General features: G+C 68.2%; 27 protein-coding genes and 3 tRNA genes. 16 read left to right on the top strand and 14 right to left on the bottom strand.

All coding sequences use genetic code 11. The annotated features are described in order from the left end of the window. Positions 1–9 precede the first annotated feature (9 nt). On the top strand, positions 10–987 hold the full coding sequence (locus EAX62_RS04910) for a formylglycine-generating enzyme family protein (protein WP_121900482.1): 978 nt from the start codon (positions 10–12) through the stop codon (positions 985–987). On the opposite strand, the gene EAX62_RS04905 is transcribed toward EAX62_RS04910, so the two are convergent. The 5 genes from EAX62_RS04905 to EAX62_RS04885 form a co-directional block, all read right to left on the bottom strand. Continuing rightward, positions 977–1,843, bottom strand: a complete 867-nt coding sequence (locus tag EAX62_RS04905; protein ID WP_121900481.1) for a DUF2510 domain-containing protein — start codon at positions 1,841–1,843, stop codon at positions 977–979. The two genes, EAX62_RS04910 and EAX62_RS04905, sit on opposite strands and share 11 nt — an antisense overlap. Further along, complete coding sequence (locus tag EAX62_RS04900; RefSeq protein ID WP_121900480.1) at positions 1,843–2,736, bottom strand: 1,4-dihydroxy-2-naphthoyl-CoA synthase; 894 nt, start codon at positions 2,734–2,736, stop codon at positions 1,843–1,845. Before EAX62_RS04900 ends, EAX62_RS04905 begins: the two co-directional genes overlap by 1 nt. A gap of 9 nt (positions 2,737–2,745) precedes the next feature. After that, positions 2,746–3,474 carry a glycerophosphodiester phosphodiesterase gene (locus tag EAX62_RS04895; RefSeq protein WP_158600539.1) on the bottom strand — a complete coding sequence of 243 codons (729 nt, stop codon included), beginning with the start codon at positions 3,472–3,474 and terminating at the stop codon, positions 2,746–2,748. A gap of 85 nt (positions 3,475–3,559) precedes the next feature. Then, positions 3,560–3,632: transfer RNA gene (locus tag EAX62_RS04890), tRNA-Arg, on the bottom strand. A 102-nt stretch (positions 3,633–3,734) separates the two neighbouring features. Further along, positions 3,735–3,828, bottom strand: a tRNA-Ser gene (locus tag EAX62_RS04885). Between the two features lie 107 nt (positions 3,829–3,935). Between EAX62_RS04885 and EAX62_RS04880 the strand changes: the two genes are divergently transcribed. Beyond that, complete coding sequence (locus tag EAX62_RS04880; RefSeq protein ID WP_121900478.1) at positions 3,936–5,792, top strand: LCP family glycopolymer transferase; 1,857 nt, start codon at positions 3,936–3,938, stop codon at positions 5,790–5,792. A gap of 301 nt (positions 5,793–6,093) precedes the next feature. Here EAX62_RS04880 and EAX62_RS04875 read toward each other — a convergent pair whose 3' ends face one another. Together EAX62_RS04875 and EAX62_RS04870 are read right to left on the bottom strand one after the other, a co-directional pair. Further along, positions 6,094–6,552 (bottom strand): hypothetical protein, encoded by a 459-nt coding sequence (locus tag EAX62_RS04875; RefSeq protein ID WP_147454015.1) that lies wholly within the window; start codon positions 6,550–6,552, stop codon positions 6,094–6,096. Between the two features lie 17 nt (positions 6,553–6,569). Continuing rightward, positions 6,570–6,657: transfer RNA gene (locus EAX62_RS04870), tRNA-Ser, on the bottom strand. Between the two features lie 131 nt (positions 6,658–6,788). Here EAX62_RS04870 and EAX62_RS04865 point away from each other — a divergent pair. From EAX62_RS04865 to EAX62_RS04850, 4 genes are read left to right on the top strand one after another with little or no spacing between them, the layout of a single operon-like run. Further along, entirely contained in the window at positions 6,789–7,610 is an 822-nt protein-coding gene (locus tag EAX62_RS04865) for a pseudouridine synthase (RefSeq protein WP_121901025.1), read from the top strand. 29 nt (positions 7,611–7,639) lie between these two features. Continuing rightward, positions 7,640–8,620 (top strand): NAD(P)H-quinone oxidoreductase, encoded by a 981-nt coding sequence (locus EAX62_RS04860; protein WP_121900476.1) that lies wholly within the window; start codon positions 7,640–7,642, stop codon positions 8,618–8,620. Positions 8,621–8,646: 26 nt separating this feature from the next. Next, on the top strand, positions 8,647–10,833 hold the full coding sequence (locus EAX62_RS04855) for a M15 family metallopeptidase (protein ID WP_121900475.1): 2,187 nt from the start codon (positions 8,647–8,649) through the stop codon (positions 10,831–10,833). A gap of 49 nt (positions 10,834–10,882) precedes the next feature. Further along, positions 10,883–11,677, top strand: a complete 795-nt coding sequence (locus tag EAX62_RS04850) for a GNAT family N-acetyltransferase (protein ID WP_121900474.1) — start codon at positions 10,883–10,885, stop codon at positions 11,675–11,677. Between the two features lie 105 nt (positions 11,678–11,782). On the opposite strand, the gene EAX62_RS04845 is transcribed toward EAX62_RS04850, so the two are convergent. Next, complete coding sequence (locus EAX62_RS04845; RefSeq protein ID WP_121900473.1) at positions 11,783–12,547, bottom strand: VOC family protein; 765 nt, start codon at positions 12,545–12,547, stop codon at positions 11,783–11,785. Positions 12,548–12,846: 299 nt separating this feature from the next. On the opposite strand from EAX62_RS04845, the gene EAX62_RS04840 reads away from it, so the two are divergent. Beyond that, positions 12,847–13,548 carry an alpha/beta fold hydrolase gene (locus tag EAX62_RS04840; protein WP_121900472.1) on the top strand — a complete coding sequence of 234 codons (702 nt, stop codon included), beginning with the start codon at positions 12,847–12,849 and terminating at the stop codon, positions 13,546–13,548. A 42-nt stretch (positions 13,549–13,590) separates the two neighbouring features. Then, entirely contained in the window at positions 13,591–14,157 is a 567-nt protein-coding gene (locus tag EAX62_RS04835; protein WP_121900471.1) for a dihydrofolate reductase family protein, read from the top strand. 99 nt (positions 14,158–14,256) lie between these two features. Here the strand turns inward: EAX62_RS04835 and EAX62_RS04830 are convergent, their stop codons facing one another. Both EAX62_RS04830 and EAX62_RS04825 read right to left on the bottom strand, forming a co-directional pair. Beyond that, positions 14,257–14,871 carry a YczE/YyaS/YitT family protein gene (locus tag EAX62_RS04830; RefSeq protein ID WP_147454014.1) on the bottom strand — a complete coding sequence of 205 codons (615 nt, stop codon included), beginning with the start codon at positions 14,869–14,871 and terminating at the stop codon, positions 14,257–14,259. A 43-nt stretch (positions 14,872–14,914) separates the two neighbouring features. Continuing rightward, positions 14,915–15,607, bottom strand: coding sequence for a molybdopterin-dependent oxidoreductase (locus EAX62_RS04825; protein ID WP_158600537.1), 693 nt, complete (start codon positions 15,605–15,607; stop codon positions 14,915–14,917). Positions 15,608–15,807: 200 nt separating this feature from the next. Between EAX62_RS04825 and EAX62_RS04820 the strand changes: the two genes are divergently transcribed. From EAX62_RS04820 to EAX62_RS04790, 7 genes are all read left to right on the top strand, one after another. Further along, positions 15,808–16,404 (top strand): TetR/AcrR family transcriptional regulator, encoded by a 597-nt coding sequence (locus EAX62_RS04820; protein ID WP_121900468.1) that lies wholly within the window; start codon positions 15,808–15,810, stop codon positions 16,402–16,404. A 252-nt stretch (positions 16,405–16,656) separates the two neighbouring features. Then, the gene (locus tag EAX62_RS04815; protein ID WP_147454013.1) at positions 16,657–17,622 is read left to right on the top strand and encodes a hypothetical protein; all 966 of its coding nucleotides are present in this window, start codon (positions 16,657–16,659) and stop codon (positions 17,620–17,622) included. 113 nt (positions 17,623–17,735) lie between these two features. After that, a complete protein-coding gene (locus EAX62_RS04810; RefSeq protein ID WP_121900466.1) occupies positions 17,736–18,992 on the top strand; it encodes a serpin family protein in 1,257 nt (418 codons plus the stop codon). A gap of 6 nt (positions 18,993–18,998) precedes the next feature. Continuing rightward, complete coding sequence (locus EAX62_RS04805) at positions 18,999–19,616, top strand: GyrI-like domain-containing protein (RefSeq protein WP_121900465.1); 618 nt, start codon at positions 18,999–19,001, stop codon at positions 19,614–19,616. Positions 19,617–19,676: 60 nt separating this feature from the next. After that, the gene (locus EAX62_RS04800) at positions 19,677–20,309 is read left to right on the top strand and encodes a dihydrofolate reductase family protein (protein ID WP_121900464.1); all 633 of its coding nucleotides are present in this window, start codon (positions 19,677–19,679) and stop codon (positions 20,307–20,309) included. 70 nt (positions 20,310–20,379) lie between these two features. Continuing rightward, positions 20,380–20,721, top strand: coding sequence for a TfoX/Sxy family protein (locus EAX62_RS04795; RefSeq protein WP_121900463.1), 342 nt, complete (start codon positions 20,380–20,382; stop codon positions 20,719–20,721). A 118-nt stretch (positions 20,722–20,839) separates the two neighbouring features. After that, positions 20,840–21,037, top strand: coding sequence for a hypothetical protein (locus EAX62_RS04790; protein WP_121900462.1), 198 nt, complete (start codon positions 20,840–20,842; stop codon positions 21,035–21,037). Here the strand turns inward: EAX62_RS04790 and EAX62_RS04785 are convergent. From EAX62_RS04785 to EAX62_RS04775, 3 genes are all read right to left on the bottom strand, one after another. After that, on the bottom strand, positions 21,034–21,228 hold the full coding sequence (locus EAX62_RS04785; protein ID WP_121900461.1) for a hypothetical protein: 195 nt from the start codon (positions 21,226–21,228) through the stop codon (positions 21,034–21,036). The two genes, EAX62_RS04790 and EAX62_RS04785, sit on opposite strands and share 4 nt — an antisense overlap. Positions 21,229–21,339: 111 nt before the next feature. Next, entirely contained in the window at positions 21,340–22,203 is an 864-nt protein-coding gene (locus EAX62_RS04780) for a hypothetical protein (protein ID WP_121900460.1), read from the bottom strand. 151 nt (positions 22,204–22,354) lie between these two features. Continuing rightward, entirely contained in the window at positions 22,355–23,272 is a 918-nt protein-coding gene (locus tag EAX62_RS04775) for a hypothetical protein (protein ID WP_121900459.1), read from the bottom strand. A 245-nt stretch (positions 23,273–23,517) separates the two neighbouring features. Between EAX62_RS04775 and EAX62_RS04770 the strand changes: the two genes are divergently transcribed. Further along, on the top strand, positions 23,518–24,780 hold the full coding sequence (locus EAX62_RS04770) for a serpin family protein (protein WP_121900458.1): 1,263 nt from the start codon (positions 23,518–23,520) through the stop codon (positions 24,778–24,780). Positions 24,781–24,783: 3 nt separating this feature from the next. On the opposite strand, the gene EAX62_RS04765 is transcribed toward EAX62_RS04770, so the two are convergent. Further along, complete coding sequence (locus EAX62_RS04765) at positions 24,784–25,260, bottom strand: PGPGW domain-containing protein (protein ID WP_233557811.1); 477 nt, start codon at positions 25,258–25,260, stop codon at positions 24,784–24,786. Positions 25,261–25,363 lie beyond the last annotated feature (103 nt).

The following is a 25,363-nucleotide window of genomic DNA, read 5'->3' as shown; positions in this document are numbered from 1 at the left end:
GATCGTGGCATGACTGATTCCGGGGGCTCCTGCTGCTCACCCTCGCTGGGTGACGTGGCGCCACGCACGGCCTCCGCATCCTCGGCACGGCCCACCGCTGCGGTCCCGGCTTCCCGCACGTCCCGCCATGGCATCGAGCAGGTGGCGGTGCCCGCAGGCACGTTCGCCATGGGCGACCACCACGGCGACGGGCACCCCGACGATGGCGAGACCCCCATCCACACCGTCACGCTGTCGGCGTTCGACATCGACGCCACCAGCGTCACCAACGCGGACTTCGCCACCTTCGTCGACGCCACCGGCTACCTGAGCGAGTCCGAGCGGCAAGGATTTTCCGCCGTGTTCCACCTCGCTTTCGCGGGAGCCGACGACGACGTACTGGGCACCGCGGGGGGCGCGCCGTGGTGGTACGGGGTGCGTGGCGCCGACTGGCGCCACCCCGACGGCCCCGGCTCCACCATCGATGGCCGCGACGAGCACCCCGTTGTGCAGGTGAGCTGGGACGACGCGCAGGCCTACTGTGCGTGGGCCGGGCGGTCGCTGCCCACCGAGGCGCAGTGGGAGCGGGCGGCACGGGGCGGCGTCGAGGGCCAGCGCTACCCGTGGGGCGATGACATTCCCGCACGGGCGACGGGCACGCACTGGCCGTGCAACATCTTCCAGGGCAGTTTCCCCGGCGAGAACACCACAGAGGATGGATTCCTCACCACCGCCCCCGTGCGCTCCTACGCCACCAACGCCCTGGGGCTGTGGCAGATGGTGGGCAACGTGTGGGAGTGGTGCGCGGACTGGTTCGACCCCCACTGGTACGCCGCATCACCGAGGGAGAACCCGCAGGGTCCTGCCGCGGGGTCGGGCCGCGTCATGCGCGGCGGCTCCTACCTGTGCCACGACTCGTACTGCAACCGGTACCGCAACGCGGCACGCACCTCGAACACCCCCGACTCGGCGTCGGGGAACGTGGGGTTCCGGACCGTCAGTCGTTGAGACGGAGGTCGGCGCGGACGCTGTCGAGGTCGGCCAGCGCGGTTGCGTCTGCGTCGACGGCCCCCGCCCAGTACACGGCGTCCCCGTCAGGGCTGCCCGTGTCGACGACCACCACGTCGTAGGTGGCGCCGCCGCCGGGGATGCGCGTGGACGTGGCCTGTCCCCGCACCCACCATCCGGGCTGCCCGTCGATGGTGATCTCCTGCGACGTGTCGATGGTGTGGCCCGTGTAGCCCGAGAAGCGACCGGAGGTCACGTGGCACTCCAGAACCTGGACGGCCGTAAGCGCCGGATCCACGAACCCTGCAGCACTCGGGGCCCTGCCGACGGCGAGGAACGACGCCCACCCGCTGTCGAACAACCGCGAGGCACCGGACTCGTCCGTCAGCACCATCGACCAGGACCCACCCTCGGCCCAGCCCTCGGGCACACCGAACGACATCCCGCCACCATGGACCCGTCCGTCACGAGGATGGTCCTCCACCACGTTGTTCACCACCGGGCAGTCGACGGCGGCGCCACCGCTCGGTGTCGGGTCAGTGGGCACAGGCGTGGAGGGCGCCACGGTGGGGGGTTCCTCGTTCCACACGCTGCCGGTGGGCCGGGCGGAGGCAACGGGATCCTCGGTGACGGCGTCGCGCAGAGATTCCCACACGCCCCACCCGAAAGCCACGACCAGGACCACGGCCAGCGCGATCAGAAGTACTGTGCGGCCGCGCCCCGGAGCGCCCGGGGCGTTCGATGTGCGTGCACCCTCGTCGGAGGGGGTCGATTCACCGACCCACGCCTGCCCGTCCCAGTAGCGCACATGACCCGGCCTCCCTTCGGGGTCCGGGTACCAGCCTGCGTCGGCCATCAGTAGTAGTACGGGAACGTGGACCAGTCGGGGTCGCGCTTCTCGAGGAACGCGTCGCGGCCCTCGACGGCTTCATCGGTCATGTAGGCAAGCCGCGTGGTCTCGCCTGCGAACACCTGCTGACCCACGAGGCCGTCGTCGATCATGTTGAACGCGTACTTGAGCATGCGTTGCGCCGTCGGGGACTTCCCGCAGATCTTCGCGGCCCACGCCAGGCCCTCGTCCTCGAGGTCCGCGTGTGCCACCACCTTGTTGACCATGCCCATCCGGTGGGCGTCATCAGCGGTGTAGACGTCGCCCAGGAAGAAGATCTCCCTCGCGAACTTCTGCCCCACCTGGCGGGCCAGGTACGCCGACCCGAACCCGCCGTCGAAGGACCCGACGTCCGCGTCGGTCTGCTTGAACCGGGCCTCGTCGGAGGCGAGGGTGAGGTCGGAGACCACGTGCAGGGAGTGCCCGCCGCCTGCGGCCCAGCCGCCCACCAGCGCGATCACCACCTTCGGCATGAAACGGATCATCCGCTGCGCCTCCAGGATGTGCAGACGCCCCAGCCGGGCGGCGTCGACCCCCTCGGCGGTCTCCCCCTCGGCGTACTGGTAGCCAGCCCGACCGCGGATGCGCTGGTCGCCGCCGGAGCAGAAGGACCAGCCACCGTCCTTCGGGGAGGGGCCGTTGCCGGTGAGCAGTACGCAGCCGACGTCGGAGGCCATGCGCGCGTGTTCCAGCGCCTGGCACAGCTCGTCCACGGTGTGGGGGCGGAAGGCGTTGCGCACCTCCGGCCGGTTGAACGCGATGCGCACGGCCGGCACCGTGCGGGCGCGGTGGTAGGTGATGTCGGTGAAGTCGAAGCCGTCGACCTCGTCCCACAGCTCGGGACGGAACGGGTTGGTCATGCCCGAAGGTTAGCGGCCCATCCGGACGACGCGCCTGGCCCGGTCCGGGAAGTTCGTCACGAGGGCATCCACGCCGATCTCGATGGCGTGGGCCACGTCCTTCTCCTCGTCGACGGTCCAGACGTTGACCTTCACCCCGGTCTCGTGGGCGAGCCACACGTAGTCGGGCTGCCGCAGCGCCCGCCAGTTGGGGTGCAGCGCACCCGCCCCGATCCACCGGGCGTACTGCCACGGGTTGTACAGCCCGTCGGAGTACAGCACCCCGATCTGCGACGGCGGGACGACGCCGCGCAGGTTCGCGAGGCTGGGGTGGTTGAACGAGGAGAACAGGACCCGATCCGTCATGCCGGCGGCGGCCACGAGCTCGGCGGCCTCCAGTTCGATGCCGGGGTACAGCACCACCGAGTTCTTCAGTTCAATGTTGATGATGGCATTCGTGGGGCGCACCAGATCCAGCACCTCGGTGAGGGTGGGGATGCGGACGTTGCGGTGTCCGATGAAGCCGTTGGAGTAGTCACAGCGGCGGAGTTCTTCAAAGGTCAGGTCCACCACGCGGCCAAAACCGGTGGAGGTGCGGTTGATGGTTTCGTCGTGCACCACCACAAGCACCCCGTCGGCGCTGCGCTGCAGGTCCAGTTCGATGCCCTGGGCGCCCTGGTCCAGGGCCATCTGGAACGCGGGGAGGGTGTTCTCAGGGGCATAGGCCGAAGCGCCTCGATGTGCCCAGATTTCCGTCACGATCGTTCCTCCTCGGACTCACTCCCGCACGCCCGTCCGGAATCGACCGACAAAAAAAGCCCGGCCGTCAGGGCCGGGCCTGCTGCGCGCTCGGGAGGATTCGAACCTCCAACCTTCTGATCCGTAGTCAGATGCTCTATCCGTTGAGCCACGAGCGCTTGCCTTGCGGGCAGTCCCAAACTATACGCGAACTTTCGTCCCACCGCCAAAACGTGCCGTCCTGGTGGTGACATCCCCCGGCCGGGGCCGGGGGATGCGCGTGGCGGAGGTGGAGGGATTTGAACCCTCGATGGGGTTGAAGCCCCAAACCCGCTTAGCAGGCGGGCGCCATAGACCGGACTAGGCGACACCTCCACGCCCGGTAAAGGGTAGCGGAGCCTCCAGAGCAGTACCAAACGACGCCGGTGGGACAAGTGCCCCGACTGAATTAGACTCCATCGTCAGGAGGGCAGAACATCATCATGAGTGACGACCAACAGCCCAAGCGTGCCGCCAAGCGGGACGGGGGCCCACAACGGGACCTCGACGGCATCTACCGCAGCGAGCGCCACGGCGCCCGCGACTCCGACGATGCCACCACCATCCGTCCCAAGCGTCAGCTTCCCCGAACCGACCCCGCGCTGGAGGTGTCCTCCGGTCCCGCCGCGTCCTCCACGGCCACCGACCGGGTGGCCATGACCCGGCGCGGCCGCACTGCGTTGTTCGTGGTCGCCGCCCTCGTGGTGATCGCCGCGGCCTTCGGGATCACCGCGTCCCTGGCGGGGATGCAGGCCGCCTGGGTCGTCGGTGTGATCGCCACCATCGCCGTCATCTGCGTGGCCGCGCTGGGCAGCACGGCCCTGCTCACCATCGCCAGCACCATCCTTCCGGGGTTGGGGCTGCTGGGCGCCCGGTCCCGTCGCGCCAAGGTGGTCGGGGTCGCCCTGCCCGTGGCCCTGCTCGCCCTGATCGCCTGGGCCGGTTTCTCCGCCTCCACCGACCTCGGACGTTTCGCCGGCTTCGCCGTCAACCCCACCCAGCTGCGGACCCTGACCATCGCCCTCGTGGCGGCGGGGCTGCTGTGGGTGACTCTCATCGCCGGGACGCACATCCTGACGCGACCCACCGGCTGGGGTGTTGGTCGCAGAGCTCTCGGGGCCGTGCTCGTGACGGCCATGAGCTTCGGCGTGGCAGGCTCGGCGGCGCTGGCCGCCCGTTACGCCTTCGACCAGCAGAAGCTGGTCACCACCGTCTTCGCCGACGAGAACGACGTCCAGTCCACGTCCCGGCCGTCCATCAACGGCACCGAGAAGGACCCGTGGAAGAACACCCCGCGGCTGAACGTCATGCTGGTGGGCGCCGACAGTGCCGACGCACGCAACCCCCTGAACGGTCTGCGCGCCGACACGATCATGGTGGCCTCCATCGACACAGCCACGGGCGCCACCACCATCGTCCAGATCCCCCGCAACGTGCAATACACCCCGTTCCCCGAGGGCACCGCCCTGGCCGAGCAGTTCCCTCGCGGATTCCGCGGCGAGGGCGACCCGGCCGAGTGGTACATCAATGCTCTGTGGGACAAGGCCGTCATGGAGTACCCGGACCTCATGCAGGGTGCCACCTACCCCGGCGCCGAGGCGATGAAACAGGGCGTCCAGGGCATCACCGGACTGAAAATCGACTACTTCGTCCTGCTCAACATCGACGGCGTGCAGCGCCTCATTGACGCCATGGGGGGCGTGACCGTCAACATCAACGAGCGGCTCCCCATTGCCAGCAACACCACGGGCAAGCGGCCGACCGGCTGGCTGGAACCGGGACCGGACCAACACCTCGGCGGCTACGACGCCATGTGGTACGCCCGCAGCCGCTCCACCACCAGCGACTATGCCCGCATGGCCCGCCAGTCCTGTCTCGTCAACGCCATCATCAAGCAGGCGAACCCGAAAACGATGCTCAGCTCCTACGAGGCCATAGCCGCCGCGTCGGCAGACATGGTGATGACCGACATCCCCCAGCAGGTGCTGGAACCGTTGGTCAGCCTCTCCCTGAAGGTGAAGGACGCCAAGGTCTCGCGCCTGGTGTTCTCGCCCGGCAAGAACGGTTACGACTACAACAGGCCCGACTTCGAGGTCATGCAGGAGTCCGTGCAGGAAGCCATCAGGAGCACCTCGGTGAACCCCTCGATCACACCCAAGTCGACGGCTCCGGCAACCACGGCGGCAGCTCCCCCATCGGCCACCCCGAGCCCTTCGCCGGGGACCTCCTCCAGTGCACCGCCCGACCTGGTGGAAGGCGCACAGGGCGTCGAGGACGCCTGCGCCTACAACCCGGTCTAGAACGAGATCCGCGGCGCCGGCTCGCCACAGCTGGGCATCCGCCCGGACCAGATCCAGAGCCGGACGCTGCTGGCGGCAACGCATCCGTGATCAGTTGCTGGGCTGCCGGCCACACGGGGTTGGCTTTGATGTCCAGCGCCACCGCATGGTGAATCAACCCTCACCGGCGAAATGCCGGTAGCCAACACCAGTGTTGGCATGACAGTGCGCGCCATGGCGGGGACCTCCGGAGTGTGCCCCAATCACCGGCAATGGTGAGGCGGGGCCCGGCTATGTCGTCATGACGGGAAGACGACGGGGCCTACGACCCGTCCCAGGGCGTGTAACCCTTGGCGGCGTCGAGTCGGGTGCCCATCTCCTCGAGCACTTCGTCGATCTGGGCGGTGTCGTCGCTGCGGAACTCCAGCCGGATCCGCTTCCCCTCGCCCTCGTGGATGGTCACGTGGGCGGTGTCGATGGCGCGGGTGATGCGGGTCACTGCGGCCCACTCGCCCGACTGGCTGCCGTCGCGGGTCACCACGGTGTAGCCCTGTTCGTCCAGCACCAGTTCCGCGATGGAGGCGCGCTGCGCGAGGTAGGCCGCCAGCGCCAGTACCAGGCCGGCAGCCAGGATGACCGTGGCCAGGATTGCCACAGCCGGGTGCCAAGAGTTGCTCAGCGACAGGACGAGGAGTCCGGCGCCAAGGATGCTGGCGATTGCGGCGATGAGGAAAGCGCGGAAGGCAGTGCGCGGGACGATGGTGTACGTGGATGCGGCCATGCCTGCATCGTAGGGGCTGGCGGCGAGGGTGGGATTCGAACCCACGGAGCGTTACCACTCGGCCGCTTTCAAGGCGGCTGCACTAGTCCACTATGCGACCTCGCCACTGCGTTGTGCGCAGCGGCCACAATGGTAGCGTGCAGAAGAGATCGCCGCTCCCTCCCCGTCACGGGTTGCAGGCAGCCTGGGTGCGGACACCGGACCGTGACCCCACCGAACCGTGGCCCTGGCCGACGATGCGTGATTTCCTCCTCACCAAGTTGGGCCCCGCCCGCGACGAGGTGGACCCGATGCTGGCCGCCGGCGCCTTCGTGGACCCTGGAGGGGTGCCCCTGACCGGTGACGAGCCCTACACCCCGCACACGTTCATCTGGTTCCACCGTCGGCTCCGCGACGAGGTGACGGTGCCGGGTGAGCTGGTGGTGCTGCACCGCGATGAGCGCCTCGTGGTGTTCGACAAGCCGCACTTCCTGTCCACCATCCCCCGCGGCCGGCACGTTCTGCAGAGCGCCGTCGTCAGGGCCAGGCAGGCGCTGGACCTGCCGGAGTTGACGGCAGCCCATCGGCTGGACCGGGCCACCGCCGGGGTCCTGCTGATGACCACCGAGAAGCGATGGCGGGCCGCGTACCAGTCGCTGTTCAGCGCCCGCACCGTGGAGAAGACCTACGAGGCCATCGCGCCCCTGCGCCCCGACCTCACGTTTCCCCTCGAGGTGGAATCGCACCTGGTCAAGCGCGTCGGCACCATGCAGGCCGAGACCCTGGACCTGCCGCCCAACGCCTGCACCCGCATCGACCTGCTGGAGACCCACGACGGATGGGGCCGCTACGACGTGCGCCCCGTCACCGGCCGAACGCACCAGATCCGGGCCCACTTCACGCAGTTGGGCATCCCACTGGCCGGCGACCCGCTGTACCCCGACGTGCTGGACATCGACATCGACGACTTCTCCTCACCCCTGGCGCTTCTCTCCCGCAGCCTGGCGTTCACGGACCCCGTCGACGGCACCCCCCGCCACTTCACATCCGGACGCACCCTCTCCTGGCCCACGCGGTAACGCGCCGCCCATGTGGCAGGGTGGGAGCCATGGATGCCGTCATCGTTGCCACCCCCGGAAGCATCGACGCGCTGGAGCTGGGCGAGTTGCCCACCCCCCAGCCAAAGCCGGGGGAGGTGCTGGTGCGGAGCGTCGCCTCGGGCGTGAACCGCGCAGACATCCTGCAGCGCAAGGGCCACTACCCGCCGCCGAGGGGGGTCACCGACACCATCGGGCTGGAGGCGTCAGGCATCGTTGAGGCTGTCGGCGACGGGGTGACGCGGTGGCAGCCCGGCGACGAGGTGGTCGCCCTGCTCGCGGGTGGTGGGTACGCGCAGTACTTCGTGGCACCAGCCGGTCAGCTCATCGCCCCTCCCCCCGGCATCGACCTCGTCACGGCCGGGGGCCTGCTGGAGGTGGCCGCCACCGTCGTCTCCAACATGGACGTCGCAGGGCTCTCAGCCGGCGAGACCCTGCTGGTGCACGGCGGGTCCGGCGGCATCGGCACGTTCGCCATCCAGTACGCCAAGGCGCTGGGCTGCACGGTGGTGACCACAGCCGGCACGGAGGCCAAGCTGCAGCACTGCCGCGAGCACGGCGCCGACATCGCCCTGGACTACCACGGCGACTGGGTCAAGGGCCTCAGCGACGCCACCGACAGCAAGGGCGCCGATGTGATCCTCGACATCATGGGCGCCAAGTACCTGGAGTTGAACATCGACGCACTGGCCCGACGCGGCCGCCTGGTCATCATCGGGATGCAGGGCGGCACGAAGGGCACCCTCAACATCGGGAAGTTGCTGCAGAAGATGGGGACGGTCACGGCCACCTCCCTGCGGTTCCGCTCCGAGAAGGAGAAGGCCGCCATCTGCGCCCGCGTGGTGGATGTGGTGTGGCCACTCATCGGGGATGGTCGCATCAAACCCTCCCCGGAGACCCACATTGCCTTCCGCGACGTCCGGAGGGCCCACGAGCTACTTGAGAGCGGCGACAACGTCGGAAAGATCGTGCTCGTGCACGAAGCGCAGTGATGCTTCGGTCGAGGAGGACCCATCGCGTGCTGGCACTCGTGGCAGCCGCCAGCCTGCTGCTGGGGCTGAGCGCCACGTCCCCCGCCCGGGCGGCGGACTGGCGGGAGTACACCTCCAGCGGCCGCCAGTGGCGCGAGAAGTGCGACACCTACTCCTCCACCGTGGTGCGGTGCCGCACCGAGATCCGGGCCACCGTGGCGAGTTGGAACGGCCGACGGTTCGTCACCACCACCGGGTGGGCCTTCAACAACCTGCTGTACAAGCCCAGCCCCCGGGCGCAGTGGGTCGGGAACCCGCTGGCGACCCCCGGCGAGCACACCATCGACGGGCGCCGCTGGAAGACTGAGTGTGAGACGGCGTGGACCGGGCGCAACGGGTGCCGCTCCATGATCCTGGCCGACGTGGTGGACGGCAGCGGCGGACGGTACCGCTACGTCTCCACATGGGTCTTCAACAGTGCCGTGCAGTTCCTGCCTTCCTCGTCCACTCCCCCGACGACCCCTCCCATCCCGGATCCGGGCCCCGCCCCCGACCCGACGCCGGGCGCGACGCTCGCCATCGCCACCGTCGGTCACAAGGAACTGCCCACAGGCGGCCTGTACCGCTACTTCGCGCCCATCCGGGTGACGGGCCGGGTCACGGGCTCCGTGGCCGGCACCGAGGTGAGCCTCACGCTCACGGACTACAGCGCCAAGGTGTGGGGCACCACCTCCGCCCGCACCGATAGTGCCGGACGGTTCACCGCCTCCCTCCCGCCATCGTTCGCCGGGTGGGCGCAGGTGGTGGCCACGCTGGGACCCGACCACGAACCCGCCGCCCGCCAGTTCACGATCCTGCCGGCGAGCCTCACGCAGGCCGCCCCCACCCAGATCGATCCGCTCTCCACCCCTGCCATCACGGGGCGGCTGATCCCCGCCGTGGCCGGCGTCACCGTGCAGGCCCTCGCCAACGTCGCCGGCACATGGCAGTCCGTGGCCTCCGCCACCACCGCGGCCGACGGCAGCTACGCCATCACCTGGAACCACAACCGTCGGGTGCTGGGTGCCGTGGGCGTCCGCGTGAGGGCGACGACGGCCTGGGGCAACACCTTCGAGACGGGCGTGACCAACACCATCACCCGGATGCGATGGCCCAACACCGTCATCACACCCACCACGTCGGACGAGGTGTCCTCCACCTACCGGGCCGGCTGCCCCGTATCGCCCGGCAACCTGCGCACCATCCGCATCAACCAGCAGGGCATGGACGGCACGATCCACCGCGGGGAGATCATCGTCCGCGCCGATCTGGCCGCCAAGGTGGCCGACTCCTTCGAACAGGTCTTCGCGGCAGGGTTCCCCGTCGCCCAGATGCGCAACCCCAACGTGTGGGGCGGCTCGGACACCTCCATGATGGCTGCCAACAACACCTCGGCGTTCAACTGCCGGCGCGTGGTGGGCAACCCGACAGCCCTGTCGCCGCACTCCTACGGCAAGGCCGTCGACTTCAACCCGGTCCAGAACCCGTACCGGGACCCGAACGGGAAGTGGTGGCCCTCGGCCACCTACTCCGTGAACCGTCCCGCCTCGGTCCCCGGCCTGCACACCGCCTCCAGCGCCTCCGTGAAGGCCTTCCAGGGCAACGGCTTCACCTGGTTCAGCGGCTGGGACTGGCACCACTTCGAGTACCCCAACCGCGCCAGCACCACCCTGACGGCCCGCCCTGGCGCCCCGTCCCCCACCACCGCCGGCGACCTGGACGACCGTTCGCTCCCCCAGCCCGACGGCTGGCAGGGTGAGGTCCGCGACGGCTCCCCCGACGAGGGCTTCACCGGCAACGGCACCTGGCTGCACGCCGTTGACCCCGCCACCAAGGGCACCGACATGCTCGCCGTGGGATGCGCACCCACCACCACCGACGCCCCCCGGCCCGTCGCGGCGCTCGAGGGCAACCTCACGGCTGACGGCAGGCCGGGCATCAGTGTCGCGCTGCAATTCGCCTCCGAGGCCGAGGCGACGCGCTATTTCGGCGCGTGGCAGTCCCAGATGCAGGCCTGCGTGGGTGACTCCGCCACGGAACTCGGCGCCCCGGATGCCACCTGGCTGGGGCGGTGGGACGTTGACGGGACCCGCTGGTCCGAGGCCGCCGGGCAGCGCGGCGACACCGTGAAATTGACCCTCCTCGACGACGACCTCACCGTCACCGACCTGGAAGGCATCGCCGCCAACTTCTGAGGCCGGGAACCTCCCGGATTCAGCCTGTCCCCGTCGTTACACTGCCCGCATGGACTGGGACGCAGACACCATCGTTCGCACACTGGAGCGCAGCGATCTTCTCCGGGCGCCGTTCCGGGACGTGGGTGCCCCGTCGTCGGTGGGCCTGGTGGCGAGGACGTCATACCGGGCGCGCGTCGACGACCCGCGCGTGATGTGGGTGTCCCACATCGCCCCTGACCGGGACCCGCACGCCCTCTGGTCGGAGCTGGTGGAGGTGGCGCACAGCCGTGGCTGCTCCACCATCAGTTGCCAGGCCACCGACAGGCTCACCCCCGGCAGCCACGAGCGCGTGATGCGCGACCTCGGGTTCACGCTGGAGGCCGATGGGCACGTCCTCGGCGCCCCGGTGGAGTCGCTGGAGCCTCGGACCCCGCAGCGCCAGGTGGAGTTGACGGCCACGGCGCGGTCACTGGCGGCCGCTTCCCGGGTGCGCGCCACCCTGTGGGGGACGCCCCCCATGAGCACGGACGAGGCCACCGCCATCACCGAGGCCATGACGAAGCTCCCGTTGAGGGAACGGACGAAGCACGACATGGTGGTGTGGCTGAACCATCAGCCCGCCGCCGTTGGTCACCTCGACGTGCACGGCCACGTCGGCACGCTCGAGGACGCAGCCACCCTGCCGGAGTACCAGCAGATGGGCGCCTACACCGCCACCGTGGATGCCCGCCTCATGCTCGCCCGTGCCGTGGGCTGCCACACCGTGGTGGCGTTCACGGAGAACGACATGGCCCGCCGGGTGCTCCAGTCCCGAGGCCTTCAGGTGGTGGACACCACGAGGCTGTACACACTGAACCTGTAGCCGCTCGCCGCTCGCCCCTCTGGTGGAGGCCGGGCCAGCCGCATGTCAGGCCGGCAGCACCACGGAGATGGAGTCGCCGGTGTCAGCTGCGAGCGACGCCGGACGTCACAGCGGGTTGGCGTCGATGAGCTGGAACTGTGCCCCCTGGTCGTCCGCGACGGTGGCCACCCTGCCGAACGGGGAGTCGACGGGCCCGTCCAGCAGCGTGCCGCCGAGGCTGCGGACCTTCTCGACGCTGGAGTCGACGTCGACCACCTGTACATAGACACGCCAGTGGGACGGCACTTCGTCCGAGACGATGGTGGCGGCGTCACAGATGCCGGCGAGCAGCCCGTCACCCTGCCCGAAGGTGGAGTACTGGAACGGCTCTGACTGTGCACCGAGGGGATGGATGTCCATACCAAACACATCGCCGTAGAAGGCCACCGCTGCGCCGTAGTCTCCGGTCATCAACTCCCACCACGTGAAACCACCGGGCTTGTCCCGCGCCTCCACCCTGACCTGGTCCCCTTCCCAGAGCCCCACGTGCGCGCCGGTGGGGTCCTGCAGATAGGCCATCGTGCAGCGGCCGGGGATCTCCATGGGCGCCACCGTCACCCGTGCCCCGGCTGCCTCCGCCCTCGCCGATGTGGCAGGGACATCACTGGCCGCCAGGTAGACGGCGAACGACGGCGGCGAGTTCGTGAGGTCCGGGTGCAACTCCATGGCACCCGCCACCAGCTCGTCACCGAGCCGGACCGTGTTGTAGTGGCCGTAGTCCAGCCCCTCGTCCTCGAAGAGCCAGCCGAACAGCGCCCCGTAGAACGCCTCTGCCTTCTCCATGTCCGGGGTGTTCAGTTCGACCCACACGGGCTCACCGGGAATGATCACCTTGCTGCCTCCTCGCACGTCATGACGGATGGCTCCACGCTAGTTGAGCGCACCCCTCCACGGGGGACGTTCCGCTCCCTCGGTCCGCGGCATGCTCCCATTCTGGCAAACCGTGCACGGAGCCGGTGGAGGGTCCGGGATTATCGGAAGCATCAGGGACGTCGGGCCGCGTCGATCCGAACCGAACCCTTGCCGCGGTCCACCAGTGGAATTACTGTGCAAACACACCGTCGGAGCGTGGGACACACCATCCCCGGCGGGCTGTCGGGAGAATACTGAGACCACCGGGAGGACGGAAGATGACCACGTTCGTACTGATCCCCGGGGCTGGCGGCGCCGCCTGGTACTGGCACCTCGTCGCCCCGAAGCTGGAGCGCGCGGGCCACGAGGCCTTCGCCGTCGACATCCCCGAGGACGACCCGGTGCTCGGGTTGCCGGAGTACGCCGACATCGTCGAGGAGGCCATCGGGGACCGCGAGGACGTCGTGCTCGTGGCGCAGTCGATGGGCGCCTTCACGGCGGCGATGGTCGCGGGTCAACGACCCGTGCGCCTCGTCGGCCTGGTGAACGCCATGGTCCCGCTGCCGGGCGAGACACCAGGGCAGTGGTGGGACATCACGGGCCAGCCGGAGGCGATGCGCCTCGCCGATGAGCGCGCCGGACGCCGCGGCGGCTTCGACGAGGGCATCCACTTCCTGCACGACGTACCCGAGGAGGTCCTTGAGGGCGCCACGGAGCCACGCGTCCCCGCGGACACCCCCTTCGGGCAGCCGTGCGAGTTCGACGGCTGGTCGGGATTTTCGGTGCGTAGCCTCATCGGCACCGGCGACCGGTTCTTCCCCCCGTCGTTCCAGCGCGCACTTGCTCGCAACCGGCTCGGCATCGAGCCCGACGAGATCCCGGGAGGCCACCTGATCGCGTTGTCCAACCCACGGGGCGTCGCGCAGTGGCTGCTGGAGGCGAGCGCTACGAGCCCACACCCCGACGACTCGCCCACCTGACAGCACGACCACGCAATCAGCACCCCTGAAAGAGGCAGCGACATGCGCAAGCTCATCTACCTCGTCGGTATCTCTGCCGACGGGTTCATCGCCGCCTCCGACGGTTCCGCCGACGGGTTCCCGCTCGACCCGGAGGTGCTGGGACGCATCTTCACGGAGTATCCCGAGACCTGCCCGGCACACCTGCGCGAGGCTCTGGCCGTCACTGGTGAGGCGCGTCACTTCGACACCGTGGTGATGGGCTACCGCACCCACGAGCCGGCGCTCCAGGCCGGTTTGTCCAGCGCCTACCCCCACCTGCGGCAGTACGTCGTCACACACCGGGGCGACCTGCCGCCGGACCCCAGCCTCACCGTCGTCCACGACCATCCCGTCGCCCTCGTGCGCGACCTCAAGGCCCAGCCGGGCCGTGACGTCTGGCTATGCGGCGGCGCGAACCTGGCGGGACAACTCGTGGACGAGATCGATGAGGTGCACCTCAAGGTCTACCCCGTCGTGTTCGGCTCCGGGGTGCCACTCGTGTCCGGGTCCATGGCGTGGACGCTGCTACTCGTCTCCAGCACGCCGCTCGGCGCAGGAGTGTTGCTCAACATCTACGGCCGCGGCTGATACGACAACGGGCGGGCCTGACCCGCCTCAGTCGTGCAGGATGCTCTCGGCGTTGACGAGCCCCGTTCCAGCACCCTCTGCGGGTTCATCCGGCACAACCTACTCGCTGTCGGCTGCCCGGCGCGCAGGGAACTCGAGGAACGTCCATCGACGACGGATCAGGTCCACGGCGGGGCCCATGAGGATGAAGATCAGGACGGTGCCCGGGCCCACGGAGGCACCCATCAGCCAGCCGGCGAGCGCGCCGACGGCCTGCAGGATGCTGTAGCTCCACCGGAAGGGAAGCGGCGGATCCCAGGCCAGCGCCATGGCCTCGGCAGGGCCGGCGCCGGTGTTGCTGGCCAGGTAGCCCGCCACCCCGAACGACATCAGCACCAGGGCCAGAACCAGTGCCGTGACGCGCACGACAAGCGGCTCCAGGTCCGGCACGAGGGCCATTCCCACGGAGATGACGGTCCCGACGAGAAACCACTGCACCAACGTCCCGGGGCCGGGTTTCCTGCCGCGCGCCCACGCGATGGCGACGAAGACGGCCCCCACCATGATGTTCATGAGCCAGAACGGCGTTCCTGTCTGGATCGTCAAACCACTCACGAGCGTGGAGTAGCCGTCGGAGCCCATGCCAGCCTCCAGGAGGAGGGCCACCCCCAGCCCCAGAACCGTGCACGAGATGACCAACTGGGCGTACTGCGCCGCCACGGACCTGGAGGTCACCCATTGCAGTATCACGCCATCAAGATATCTGACCCGCGCCGGCTCAGGACGCCCCGGGGCGTGGTGATGTGCGCTCGAACTGCGGGTCGGGGACGTCGTAGCGGCGGAGAGTCGGGCGCACGGTTGCGCGGGCGAGGAGTCGCACCAGCCACCTCATCCCCACACCGAACCGCTCCTCGCGGGCAACCCGTCCGATCCGGTGCATGATCCAGGGCTCGTGGGGACTGCGCACGTGGTGATCAACGAGGTCGATCCGGCACAGGTGCTTCACGTGCTTGTAGCCGTACAACTGCGGCACGACGAGCCGGTACGGGGCCCCGTGGTCCCGCTCCAGCGGCCGCCCGTCACGGGAGTGGGCGATCATGACGTCGTCCCGCAGAAGTTCTTCGAGCGGGATGCTCGCGGTGAAGCCGTCGAGTCCCGTGAACAGGACCTCGACGGTGCCCGGCTCGGCAGGGTCCCGCAGAAGGGTGTCCCACAGATCGCTGAAGCGCCATCCGCTCCATCGGGTACCCACCGCGCTCCACGTCATGACGCAGTGCAGGTCAAGTGCCTTGGTCGTCCCCGGCACGGCATCCAGTGCTGCACGGTCAAGCGTGATCGGGTGGTCGACGAGCCCACCGACTTCGAGCACCGGCCCCTCGGGGATCGTGAACCTGGCAGCCAGGTACTGCGGCAACCCGAAGCGCGGGGCGGGGCCGATCAGTACACGTTGCCCCGGCGAGGGATCCTTCACCGCAAGCCGCCCGCCCCTGTGGCGATCGCATGCGGCGTGGGGCGCCGGATCAGTCCGCTGCACGCGTGGATGACGCTCCAGTAGGGACGCAACCGGCCTCCGTCGACCGGGCTGGTTCCACCACACAGCGTCGTCGTCATGCACGGACACTACCAGGTAGTAGAGCACACATTCTAGAACTCAGTGCCTACAATGGCGCCATGGCACGCCCCGCTCACTTCACCCATGACGACGTCCTCGACGCGGCAATGGCCTGCGTGGCCGCCACCGGGCCGAACGTCAGCGTCGCCGACATTGCCCGGCAACTGGGCGGACCGGTGGGCTCCATCTATCACCGCTTCACCTCGCGGGACGTCCTGGTCATTCGCCTCTGGTTGCGCAGCGTGCAGCGCTTCCAGGCCGGACTCTTCGAGATTGCCGAGACCATGGACGACCCGCACGAGGCGATGATCGCCATGGCCCTCCACATCCCGCAGTACTGCCGAACGCACCAGGACGAGGCCGTGAGTCTCACGCTCTTCCGGCAGGAGCGCCTGCTGACCGCCTGCCCCGCCGGGGTGCGCGACGCTGTTGCAGGCGTGAACGGCCCCGTCACCGCGATCATGCTGGAGTTGACGCAGAGACGTTACGGCCGACTCACGGCCGAGAACCGGCAGTGGGCACTCATGGCCACCCAGGTGGCGCCGTTCGGTCTCGTGCGGCCCCACCTCGGGGGACCCGTCCCCCGCCATGTCGACGACGCCGTCGTCGCATCCACCGACGCGATCCTGCGCCTCGGGGATCGGACCGATTCCTGAGCCTGAACCGCGCAGTTCAGGCCAGGGTCGCCGCGTCCCGCGTCCCGCGCGCCGATGGCCACAGCATCAGCTACGGCCCGGCCCGGCCGCACCGGCGACGGCCTGACGTGCGGCCCAGCAGACTCGTCGATCCATTGACCGGATCCCCCGGCAGGAATATTCTGAAATTCCATTCTGGGGGGGCTTGGTCGGCGACGCCGTGACGGCGGGAGGACGGGCTCGACGCTTCCCACAAGCTGTGAGGGGTCCGCAATGACGCAGGCAGTACTTCATCGATGGCTTCGGAGGTTGACCGTGGCGGCCGCCACCGCAGCCCTGGGGCTGACCGCCGCAGTGGTCACAGTGTCCCCGGCCAGGGCAGAGATCGACGTCTATTCAGCGCCGGGCCAGTACTTCGTCAACGGTCGCGACTGGCGCACCACCTGCGAGCCGTACTCGCAGACCCAGCGCTGCCGCACCGAGATCTGGGCCACCCAGGTGACACAGGTGAAGGGAAAGTTCGTCTCGAAGACGGGCTGGTACTTCAACAACCTGTCGTACCTGCCGTCGCCGCGCTCGTTGTGGAAGAACAACCCGCTGGGCGCCTACGGCAAGGTCAACGGCACAGCGAAGTGGAAGTCGACGGACGGCCGCCAGTGGCGCACGGTGTGCGACACCGCCGCCACTGGCCGCAACGGGTGCCGCTCCTACGCCAGCGCCCGTGTCATCGAGACGTACACGACCTCCGGGGGTGCGACGGCGTACCGGTGGGTCACCAAGGAGCTGTTCAACAACATCGTCCGCTTCGGCGCACTTCCGGTGTTCAAGAACGTGAACATGAACACCACGGTCTCGCTGAAGTACTTTGACGTCACCGTCAGCAGCCCGGTCTACGAACCGGACGGCACCGGCTTCGGGGCCATGGTCAAGGTTTGCTACACCCACGCACACCCGGATGCCGGCTCCGACGGCAAGGTGCGGGTGAGCCTGGACCCGTGGTCCTTCGGTGTCCTCGACCTGGAGGCCGGCGCCACTGACCTGGCGTACTTCGAGGCAAGCGCCGTGCCCAGCAGCACCCTGTGGACGCCGCTCTACAAGGAGACGAGGCTGGCGCTCGGGACCTGCAACACGGGCTACATCTCCGCCCACCACGGGAACCCCGACCTCTCCACCGGCTTCACGTTGCGCTACGCCCCCTCGGGCTCGGCGGATCGGATCACCTGGTACGCCCCCAGCTGAGGCGCCAACAGATGGAGCCGACCCCGGCCCGCGTCCTGGACGCGCGCCGGGGTCGTCGCCGTCCGGGCTGCAGGTGTGGTGGGATGTAGCGACTTCTCACGAAAGGCCACCGGATGATCACGCGTCGCCACCTGCTGTACGGAACAGGGCTGGCCGGACTGGCCCTCACTGTGGGGGCGTGTTCCGGCTCTGCAGAGGAACTGCGTGGCACCACCGCCGTTCTGGCGCTGCCACTGGAGGGCACACCCCACGTCGGGGCCGCCGCCACGGCTAGCGCCCGCATCGCCTGGCAGCTGATGACAGCCGACCCCGTGGGCCGGAGCCAGAACACGGCGATTGCCCCCAGCTCCCTCGCCGTGACCCTGGCGATGCTCGCCGAGGGTGCCGCGGGCACCAGCCTGCAGAGCCTGGACGACGCGTTCGGCCTCACGGGCGACGACCTGTCCGCCGCCATCGGGGCACTGCGGCAGGCGCTGGCCGACTATGAGGACCTGCCGAAGTCCGTGGATGCCGATGACCCACCGGAGACTCCCGTGGTTCACCAGGCCAACCGGGCCGTGATCATCGACGACGCCCAGGTGAGCCAGGACTTCCTCGACAGGCTGACCAGCTACTACGACACCGCCGCCGCCCGCGTCCCCCTGAAGGCTGCACAGGCGGATCTCGATGCATGGGCGAAGAAGAACACGGCCGGGCTCGTCGAGAAATCTGCCATCACGGTTTCCGCCGAGTCGCGGCTCATCACGCAGGACGCCCTGCTGTTCGCAGCCGCGTGGCGCCAGCGCTTCACGAACACCACTGCCGCTCTGACCTTCAGCACGGGTGACGGCGCCAGCAGCGACATCGACGCCCTGGCCGACACCTTCACGATTCCCTACGCCACGGGCGACGGATGGCAGGCCGTCCGCCTCCCTTATGACGACAACCTGGCCATGGACGTGGTTCTCCCCGCCGACGGCACCCACCCCGGCGAGTTGGACTTCGAGGAAGTCGATGCCAGCATCGCAGCACTCACCGAGGCCACCGTACGATCCGTTGACCTCGTTTTGCCGCCCAGCGACATCAAGGCTGCATGGGATCTCCTCGCGGCCCTGGGGGATGTGGGTATCGACCTCTCCGACATGGGTGGGATCTTCCCGGGCGCCTACGTCGGGCAGGTCGCGCAGCAGGTCCGGCTCACCGTCACCGCCAGCGGCACGGTGGGGGCTGCGATCACGGAGACAGGAATCCCGACGGGGGCGCGGCCTCCGGAGGCGGAGCCCGTCGAACTCATCGTCGACCGGCCGTTCGTGATGCGAGTCCTCGATGTCCGCACGGGCTGGCCGCTGTTCCTGGCCATCGTCAACGACCCGGCCATCCGGGCGGACTGAGCCACCATGGACACCTACGACATCAAGAAGGACCACCCGTCCCTGTACGCCCCCAAGCCGGTCGACTGGCACGTCGTCGAGGTGCCCGAACTGCAGTTCCTGCAGGTGGATGGGCACGGCGACCCGAACACCTCCCCCGCCTACACCGAGGCGGTCGAGGCGCTCTACCCCCTCTCCTACGGCATCCGGGCGCTCGCGAAGAGGGACCTCGGCCGCGTGCACACCGTCGGGCCACTCGAGGGGCTGTGGAGTGCAGAAGACCCCCACGACTTCGCGGCCCGGAACAAGTCCGCCTGGGACTGGACCATGATGATCTCCCAACCTGACTGGATCACCTCAGAGATGGTGGATGAGGCCACGTCCGTGACCGGGAAGAAGGCACTCCCCGGCCTGCATCGCGTGCGCTTCGCCCCGTACGCCGAGGGCAGGAGCGTCCAGGTGCTGCACGTCGGCTCCTACGACGATGAGGCCCCCACACTCAGGCGACTCCACGAGGAGTACCTCCCCGCGCATGGCCTCACCTTCAACGGCCGCCACCACGAGATCTACCTCTCCGATCCGCGTCGCATCGCGCCCGACAAGCTGCGAACGGTACTCCGTCAACCGGTGACCGACGCCAGCTGACAACGCTCCCCGCTAGCGTGCCGGACCGCCCCGGCCAACGACCCACAGGAGATCCGACACATGAAGCTCACCGTCAACACGTTCGTCACCCTCGACGGCGTCATGCAGGGTCCCGGAGGCGCCGAGGAGGACCCCACCGGCGGGTTCACCCAAGGCGGCTGGCTCGTCCCCTACGTGGACGAGGGCTTCGGCCAGGTGGTCGATCAGTGGTTCGCCGCCGGCGACGCCGTCCTGCTGGGGCGCACCACCTACGACCTCATGAGCGCCTTCTGGCCGCTGGTCACCGACCCTGAGAACGCGACCGCCACGGCACTCAACGACCGCCAGAAGTACGTCGTGTCCCACTCACTCACCGACCCGGGCTGGCAGAACACAACCGTGCTCACCGGGGACGTCGTCGAAAGTGTCCGGGCGCTGAAGGAGGAACTGGGCGAGGGCGAGCTGCAGGTCCACGGCAGCGCGCAACTCGCGGCCACCCTGCACGAGGCGGGCCTCGTCGACGAGTACCGCCTACTGGTCTTTCCCGTGTGCGTGGGACCGGGCAAGAGGCTGTTCCGGGAACAGGCTCCCCCCGTCGGCTTCGAGGTGGTGGACTCCCGCAGCACCGAGGCCGGCGTCACGCACCTCGTCCTGCGCCCCACGGCGTTCCGCAGCGGCGTCGTCGGAATCGAGGACGGTCGGGAGACGGTCTGACACCCGACACCCTTGTCCCTGAATATCCGCCTGGACTACGGTGGATGCACCCACCAGCGCAGGAGTCACCATGACCATGGGCAACAGCGACGTCGTCGAGCGCATCCGCGACGCACTCCACACCGGGCGCACTGTGCGGGAGGTCCGCATGTTCGGCGGCCAGTGCTTCATGGTGGACGAGAAGCTCCTGCTGGGCGTGATGAAGGACGGCGCCCTGCTGGTGCGCACCAACCCCGAGAACGGCGACGACCTCCTCGCCGTCGACGGGGCCAAGCAGGCGGAGATGGGCGCCGGCCGCTCGATGGGTCCCAGTTGGGTGTCGGTCGCCCCGGAAGCAGTGGCCACGGAGGAGGCCCTGCAGTTCTGGATGGACGAGGCACTGGCCTACAACGCCACGATCACCGATCGCTGACATTTGGGGCCGAAGCCCCCACGATTAGCACATCCGGCGACCCCTAGGATTCAGCCGGACCTACCCGCCCGTCCTGGTCGCCGAGGCGCTGGCGTACCAGGTTGCCACCAGCAGGAACATGGGAGGCGGCAAGGAAATGGCGCGAGGTTGGCATCTCGTTGCCTCCGACACGGAGTTTGAGCACGGCACGGGACCCGAAGTGCACGGTGAGGCCATCTCGCTGCTGCTTGCGGTGTCGGGTCGCGCCGTCGGCCCCGACAAACTTTCCGGCCCCGGGGCCACAGGCTTCCTTGCCGACGCGGTGGCGCTCGGCTAGGCGGCCCTGGACGTCATGCCGCGGGAGATGATTCCCGAAACTGCCATGGTGATCAGCATCGTCCCCACCAGGAAGAGCAGCCCTCCGCCGACGATGGCGGCTTTGTCCATGCCGACCAGCACGGTGATCATCATCCAGATGACCGCAGAAATCAGTCCCGCAATCAGTCCGCCTCTGACTTGTTCCCTCATGGCGATCCCCCATCACTCTGAACAGCCACCGCGCCACAGCATCATGGTCCGGCAACCGTGGTTGCCAATAATACGTGGCAATATTACGCGCTACCCGGTCAGGCGCGGCCTTCAATCACCGGTGGACGGCAGACCGGGTTTGCCGGGCCCACCCTGGACACTCTTCAACAGGCCCGCGAGACGTATCAGGACGCTGTCGTTCTCGAGTGCGACCATCTGGGCGATGACGCCTTCCTCAAGCTGCCAGCGAAGGTTGATGGGGCTCAAGTCCGCCGTGGCGAAGGCCCCGGGGGTGAGACCAGCAAAGTACATGAAGGCGGTGTTCATGGGTGGTTCCCTGGAGACATCGCGCTTCACCCGGTCGCGGTAGTCAAAGATGGAGCCGTAACCCTTCACGGTGGAGAAGGAAATCCACTTGTCGCCGTCCTTGAACGCGCACCTAGCCTGGCCCTCGGGGTCAAGCACGACCGGCCGGCCAACAACCTTCGACACCTGCTTCGCAGTGGGACAGGTGAGGGTGAAGGCTTTGGCCGGGACTGTCGGTGCAGGTGGTTCGGCGATGGCAGCAATGAACAGTTTCGCCAGACTGAGGGAGAGTTCCGGTTGTGCCAACGGCACGGACAGGTTGAAGAGTCGCCCGTCGGGCTTGCCGTCGTTCCAGTACAGGATCACGCTGCCATCGGCATAGCTGAAGGCCCCGGCGCCCAACTCGGGCACGTCCACGACAGGCTTTCCGGCGCTTTCCGCGGATTCCCTGAGGTTGCCCAAGATGTAGCCAAACTCGTCGAACGAGAACCGAACGCCCTCTCCATCGATCTTGACATAGCTGCAGCCGTTGGCCGAGAAGCCGACTTGGTAGAAGGTGTACCCCAGAATTGCCTCCATGTCAGGCTCGGATGGGCAGTACACCATCGTGGGCTCCGGGCCCGGTTCCTCGGCCGCGGCCGTGGTTGTCAGGGCGGTCGCAGCCAGCATTACAGCGCAGGCTGCGGCAAGAATTCGGGATCGAACGCGCATCGTTGGGCTCTCTCTCGTCGACGCCACCGCCCCACTGAGGAGTCACACGTGGGCAGCGACCGTGATTGCGGTGATCATAACCCCCCGACAAGGAGATTCAGCGTGAACGTCAATCACCCGTCGACGGCAGGCCCGGCTTTCCCGGCGTCGTCGGTGAGTCGTCGCCGTGCTGGACGGCGGCAAACATCAGAGCGAGACGTCGCAGGACATCTTCCTCCCCGGGGGAAGTCAACTGAGCCACGACCCCCTCTTCAAGCTGCCAACTGAGGAGAGGCGGCGTGAGATCCGAGAATTCGAAGGCCCCGGCGGTGAGGCCAGTGAAATACCGGAATTGGCCCATGAGTGGCGCACCACCGACCTGGTATTCGCGTATTTGGGCTTCGCGGAACTCGACGATCGAGCCGTACCGCGGCGCGATGAAGAAAGCAACCACACCGTCGCCGCTCGTGAACGCACACGGATAATATTCCATGGGGGCCAACGTGGCCGTCCGGCCCAGTACCCGCGTGACCTGCTTGGCCGTCGGGCACGTGAGCGTGAAGGCCTTGGCGGGGACATTCGGGGGTGCGATACCCATGGCGGCGGTGAACAGTTTGGCCAGGCTGACAGCGACATTGTCAACCGCCAACCGGACCGAAAGGGAGTAGATCCGACTGACAGACTCGCCGTCGGTCCACCGCAGGTTCACGTAAGCGCCGTCCACCCAGCTGAAAGCCCCTGCCCCCAACGTCGGGACGTCCTCAACGGTGAAGCCTTCGTCCTCCGTCGACGTGCGCAGGCGCATGAAATCCTCTGTCGAACCCACGTCGAAGCTGAACCCCACCCCTGCGTTGCCGTCCCCCACGTAGGAACACGACTTTTCCCCGTATGCGAAGAGGGAGAGGTCGAGACCAGCGGTGGCCGAGACTTCCGGGGGTGTGGGGCAATACACCATGGGCCAGTCCTCGGCCCTCGCAGTGGGGGCCAGGGCGGCCACCAACAGGATCGCAGCGCAGGCTGCGGCAAGAATTCGGGATCGAACGCGCATCGTTGGGCTCTCTCTCGTCGACGGCCGTGGCCCACTGATGAATTCGTCAGTCGGGCATCGGCCACCACTCAGGTCGGCCCCCGCACCACGTCCTCGGGGCACAGCGACCGTGAATGTAGTGATCATAACGTCACCCCTTGGGATCGTTAGAGCAATCGTTGTTGATTCGTGATCACCCACCCGGCGCTTTCCTTGACGGTCGGTGATGTGATGGGCACAAGCGCTTCTGACGAGGGGAGTTCACGATGCTCACACGTCGCCACGCACTGCAGGGAGCGGGCCTGGCCGGGCTCGCACTGGCGCTGGGAGGCTGTTCCGGATCGTCGCCCAACGCGGAGGATCTGCATGGGGCCACCGACCTGCTCACCCTCCCCTTGGACGGCACGCCCCACGTGGCCGACGCCGCCACCGCGAGCTCCCGCATAGCGTGGCAGCTGATGGTGGCCGACGAGGATGTTCGGACGCTCAACAGGGCCATCTCCCCCAGTTCCCTGGCCGTGACGCTCGCGATGCTCGCCGAGGGTGCCAGCGCCGGCAGCCTCACGAGCCTGGACGAGGCGTTCGGCCTCAGCGGCGACGAACGCTCCGCCGCCATCGGCGCCCTGCGCCAGTCGCTGGAACAGTACGAGGACCTGCCGACGTCGGTGGATGCCGACGACCCACCCGAGAGCCCCGTGGTGCACCAGGCCAACCGTGTGGTGATACTCGACGAGGCCGCAATCAAACAGCCGTTCCTGGACCGACTGGCCAGCTACTACGGCACCAGCGCCGTTCGACTTCCCGCCGAGGAGGCGAAACCGGACCTGGATGCCTGGGCCAGGAAGAACACGGCAGGGCTCATCGAGGAGTCCAAGATCGAGATCACGCCCGACGTCCGTCTCATCACCCAGGACGCCGTGCTGTTTGCTGCCCGCTGGAGGCAGGAGTTCGCGCAGGACGACAGACCCCTGAGCTTCACCACCGGTGAGGGCGCCACCACCCAGCTGGATGCCCTCTTCGACAGCTTCCAGATTTCGTACGCCACTGACGCCGGCTGGGAGGCCATCCGGCTTCCCTACGACGACAACCTCGCCATGGATGTCATCCTCCCCGAACGCGGAGTCCACCCCGCCGAGTTGGAGTTCACCACCGTTCACGCCAGCAGCGCCGCCCTGAGTGGGGCGAAGCAACGGCCCGTGGATGTGACCATGCCCCCCAGCGACACCAAGGCAACGTGGAACCTGCTGAAACCTCTGGCTGACATGGGGGTGGACCTGTCGCGCATGGACGGGATCTTCGACGGCGGTGAGACGCTGCAGTTCGCCCAGCAGGTGGTGCTGACCGTCACCGCCAAGGGCACGGTGGGGGCGGCGCTCACGGAGGCCGCCGTCGGAGAGTCCGCGGTGCAGGCCCCGGAAGCCGTGAAGTTCGTCGCCGATCGTCCCTTCCTCATGCGCGTCCTCGACACCCGCACGGGCTGGCCGCTGTTCATGTCCATCGTCAACGACCCGGGCGACGAGACGCCCTGAGTTCTACGCTCGCGTGGTGACGTGGTCGTGGTGACCGCGGAACCGCACGAAGCTGTACACGATCAGGCCGAGCGCGAAGCCTCCGGACGCCATCATGGTCACGCCCGTGACCCAGCCGCCGAACAGCCACCACTTCGCATCAATGGGCCACCACCCCGGGGCGCGGAAGTCCATCCCCCACAGGATCCCGACCGTCACGATCATCAGTGCCCCCATGGTGCTCATCACGATCCGGGGCCACGTCTGCACCCCCTCGGCGGCGAGGTGGTAGGCGCGGGCCTTGAGGGGGTGGAGCAGCTTGTCGGCCCAGCTGTACTGGGTGGAGAGCAGTGCCAGTCCGGCTGCGATGAGCAGCAGCCCCGGGCCGGGCAGGAACAGTGCAGCCACCCCCACAATCAGCAGGACGTACCCGCCGATTTCTGCAGCAAGCCGCTTGGCCAACCCCATCGGGGAAATCGGCTTGCGGGCAGTGCGGGTCACGGGCGGCCTCCCTTGGTCGCGTCAAAGGCACCAGGGTTCAAGGTCCCAGCACTTCCAGTAATTTTGCCATGCCGCGCCAAGCATTCCATCGGACCACGGAACG

It is taken from the genome of Tessaracoccus antarcticus (genome assembly GCF_003688855.1).
Classification (GTDB): Bacteria; Actinomycetota; Actinomycetes; order Propionibacteriales; family Propionibacteriaceae; genus Arachnia; species Arachnia antarctica.
The sequence above is the reverse complement of the archived record's forward strand: the minus strand, read 5'-3'. Positions and strand labels throughout refer to the sequence as shown.

Excerpts from the sequence above, each read along its gene's own strand:
- EAX62_RS04910 (WP_121900482.1), top strand. The coding sequence starts at position 10 with ATGACTGATTCCGGGGGCTCCTGCTGCTCACCCTCGCTGGGTGACGTG.
- EAX62_RS04905 (WP_121900481.1), bottom strand. The coding sequence starts at position 1,843 with ATGGCCGACGCAGGCTGGTACCCGGACCCCGAAGGGAGGCCGGGTCAT.
- EAX62_RS04900 (WP_121900480.1), bottom strand. The coding sequence starts at position 2,736 with ATGACCAACCCGTTCCGTCCCGAGCTGTGGGACGAGGTCGACGGCTTC.
- EAX62_RS04880 (WP_121900478.1), top strand. The coding sequence starts at position 3,936 with ATGAGTGACGACCAACAGCCCAAGCGTGCCGCCAAGCGGGACGGGGGC.
- EAX62_RS04875 (WP_147454015.1), bottom strand. The coding sequence starts at position 6,552 with ATGGCCGCATCCACGTACACCATCGTCCCGCGCACTGCCTTCCGCGCT.
- EAX62_RS04865 (WP_121901025.1), top strand. The coding sequence starts at position 6,789 with ATGCGTGATTTCCTCCTCACCAAGTTGGGCCCCGCCCGCGACGAGGTG.
- EAX62_RS04860 (WP_121900476.1), top strand. The coding sequence starts at position 7,640 with ATGGATGCCGTCATCGTTGCCACCCCCGGAAGCATCGACGCGCTGGAG.
- EAX62_RS04850 (WP_121900474.1), top strand. The coding sequence starts at position 10,883 with ATGGACTGGGACGCAGACACCATCGTTCGCACACTGGAGCGCAGCGAT.
- EAX62_RS04840 (WP_121900472.1), top strand. The coding sequence starts at position 12,847 with ATGACCACGTTCGTACTGATCCCCGGGGCTGGCGGCGCCGCCTGGTAC.
- EAX62_RS04835 (WP_121900471.1), top strand. The coding sequence starts at position 13,591 with ATGCGCAAGCTCATCTACCTCGTCGGTATCTCTGCCGACGGGTTCATC.
- EAX62_RS04820 (WP_121900468.1), top strand. The coding sequence starts at position 15,808 with ATGGCACGCCCCGCTCACTTCACCCATGACGACGTCCTCGACGCGGCA.
- EAX62_RS04815 (WP_147454013.1), top strand. The coding sequence starts at position 16,657 with ATGACGCAGGCAGTACTTCATCGATGGCTTCGGAGGTTGACCGTGGCG.
- EAX62_RS04810 (WP_121900466.1), top strand. The coding sequence starts at position 17,736 with ATGATCACGCGTCGCCACCTGCTGTACGGAACAGGGCTGGCCGGACTG.
- EAX62_RS04805 (WP_121900465.1), top strand. The coding sequence starts at position 18,999 with ATGGACACCTACGACATCAAGAAGGACCACCCGTCCCTGTACGCCCCC.
- EAX62_RS04800 (WP_121900464.1), top strand. The coding sequence starts at position 19,677 with ATGAAGCTCACCGTCAACACGTTCGTCACCCTCGACGGCGTCATGCAG.
- EAX62_RS04795 (WP_121900463.1), top strand. The coding sequence starts at position 20,380 with ATGACCATGGGCAACAGCGACGTCGTCGAGCGCATCCGCGACGCACTC.
- EAX62_RS04790 (WP_121900462.1), top strand. The coding sequence starts at position 20,840 with ATGGGAGGCGGCAAGGAAATGGCGCGAGGTTGGCATCTCGTTGCCTCC.
- EAX62_RS04785 (WP_121900461.1), bottom strand. The coding sequence starts at position 21,228 with ATGAGGGAACAAGTCAGAGGCGGACTGATTGCGGGACTGATTTCTGCG.
- EAX62_RS04780 (WP_121900460.1), bottom strand. The coding sequence starts at position 22,203 with ATGCTGGCTGCGACCGCCCTGACAACCACGGCCGCGGCCGAGGAACCG.
- EAX62_RS04775 (WP_121900459.1), bottom strand. The coding sequence starts at position 23,272 with ATGCGCGTTCGATCCCGAATTCTTGCCGCAGCCTGCGCTGCGATCCTG.
- EAX62_RS04770 (WP_121900458.1), top strand. The coding sequence starts at position 23,518 with ATGCTCACACGTCGCCACGCACTGCAGGGAGCGGGCCTGGCCGGGCTC.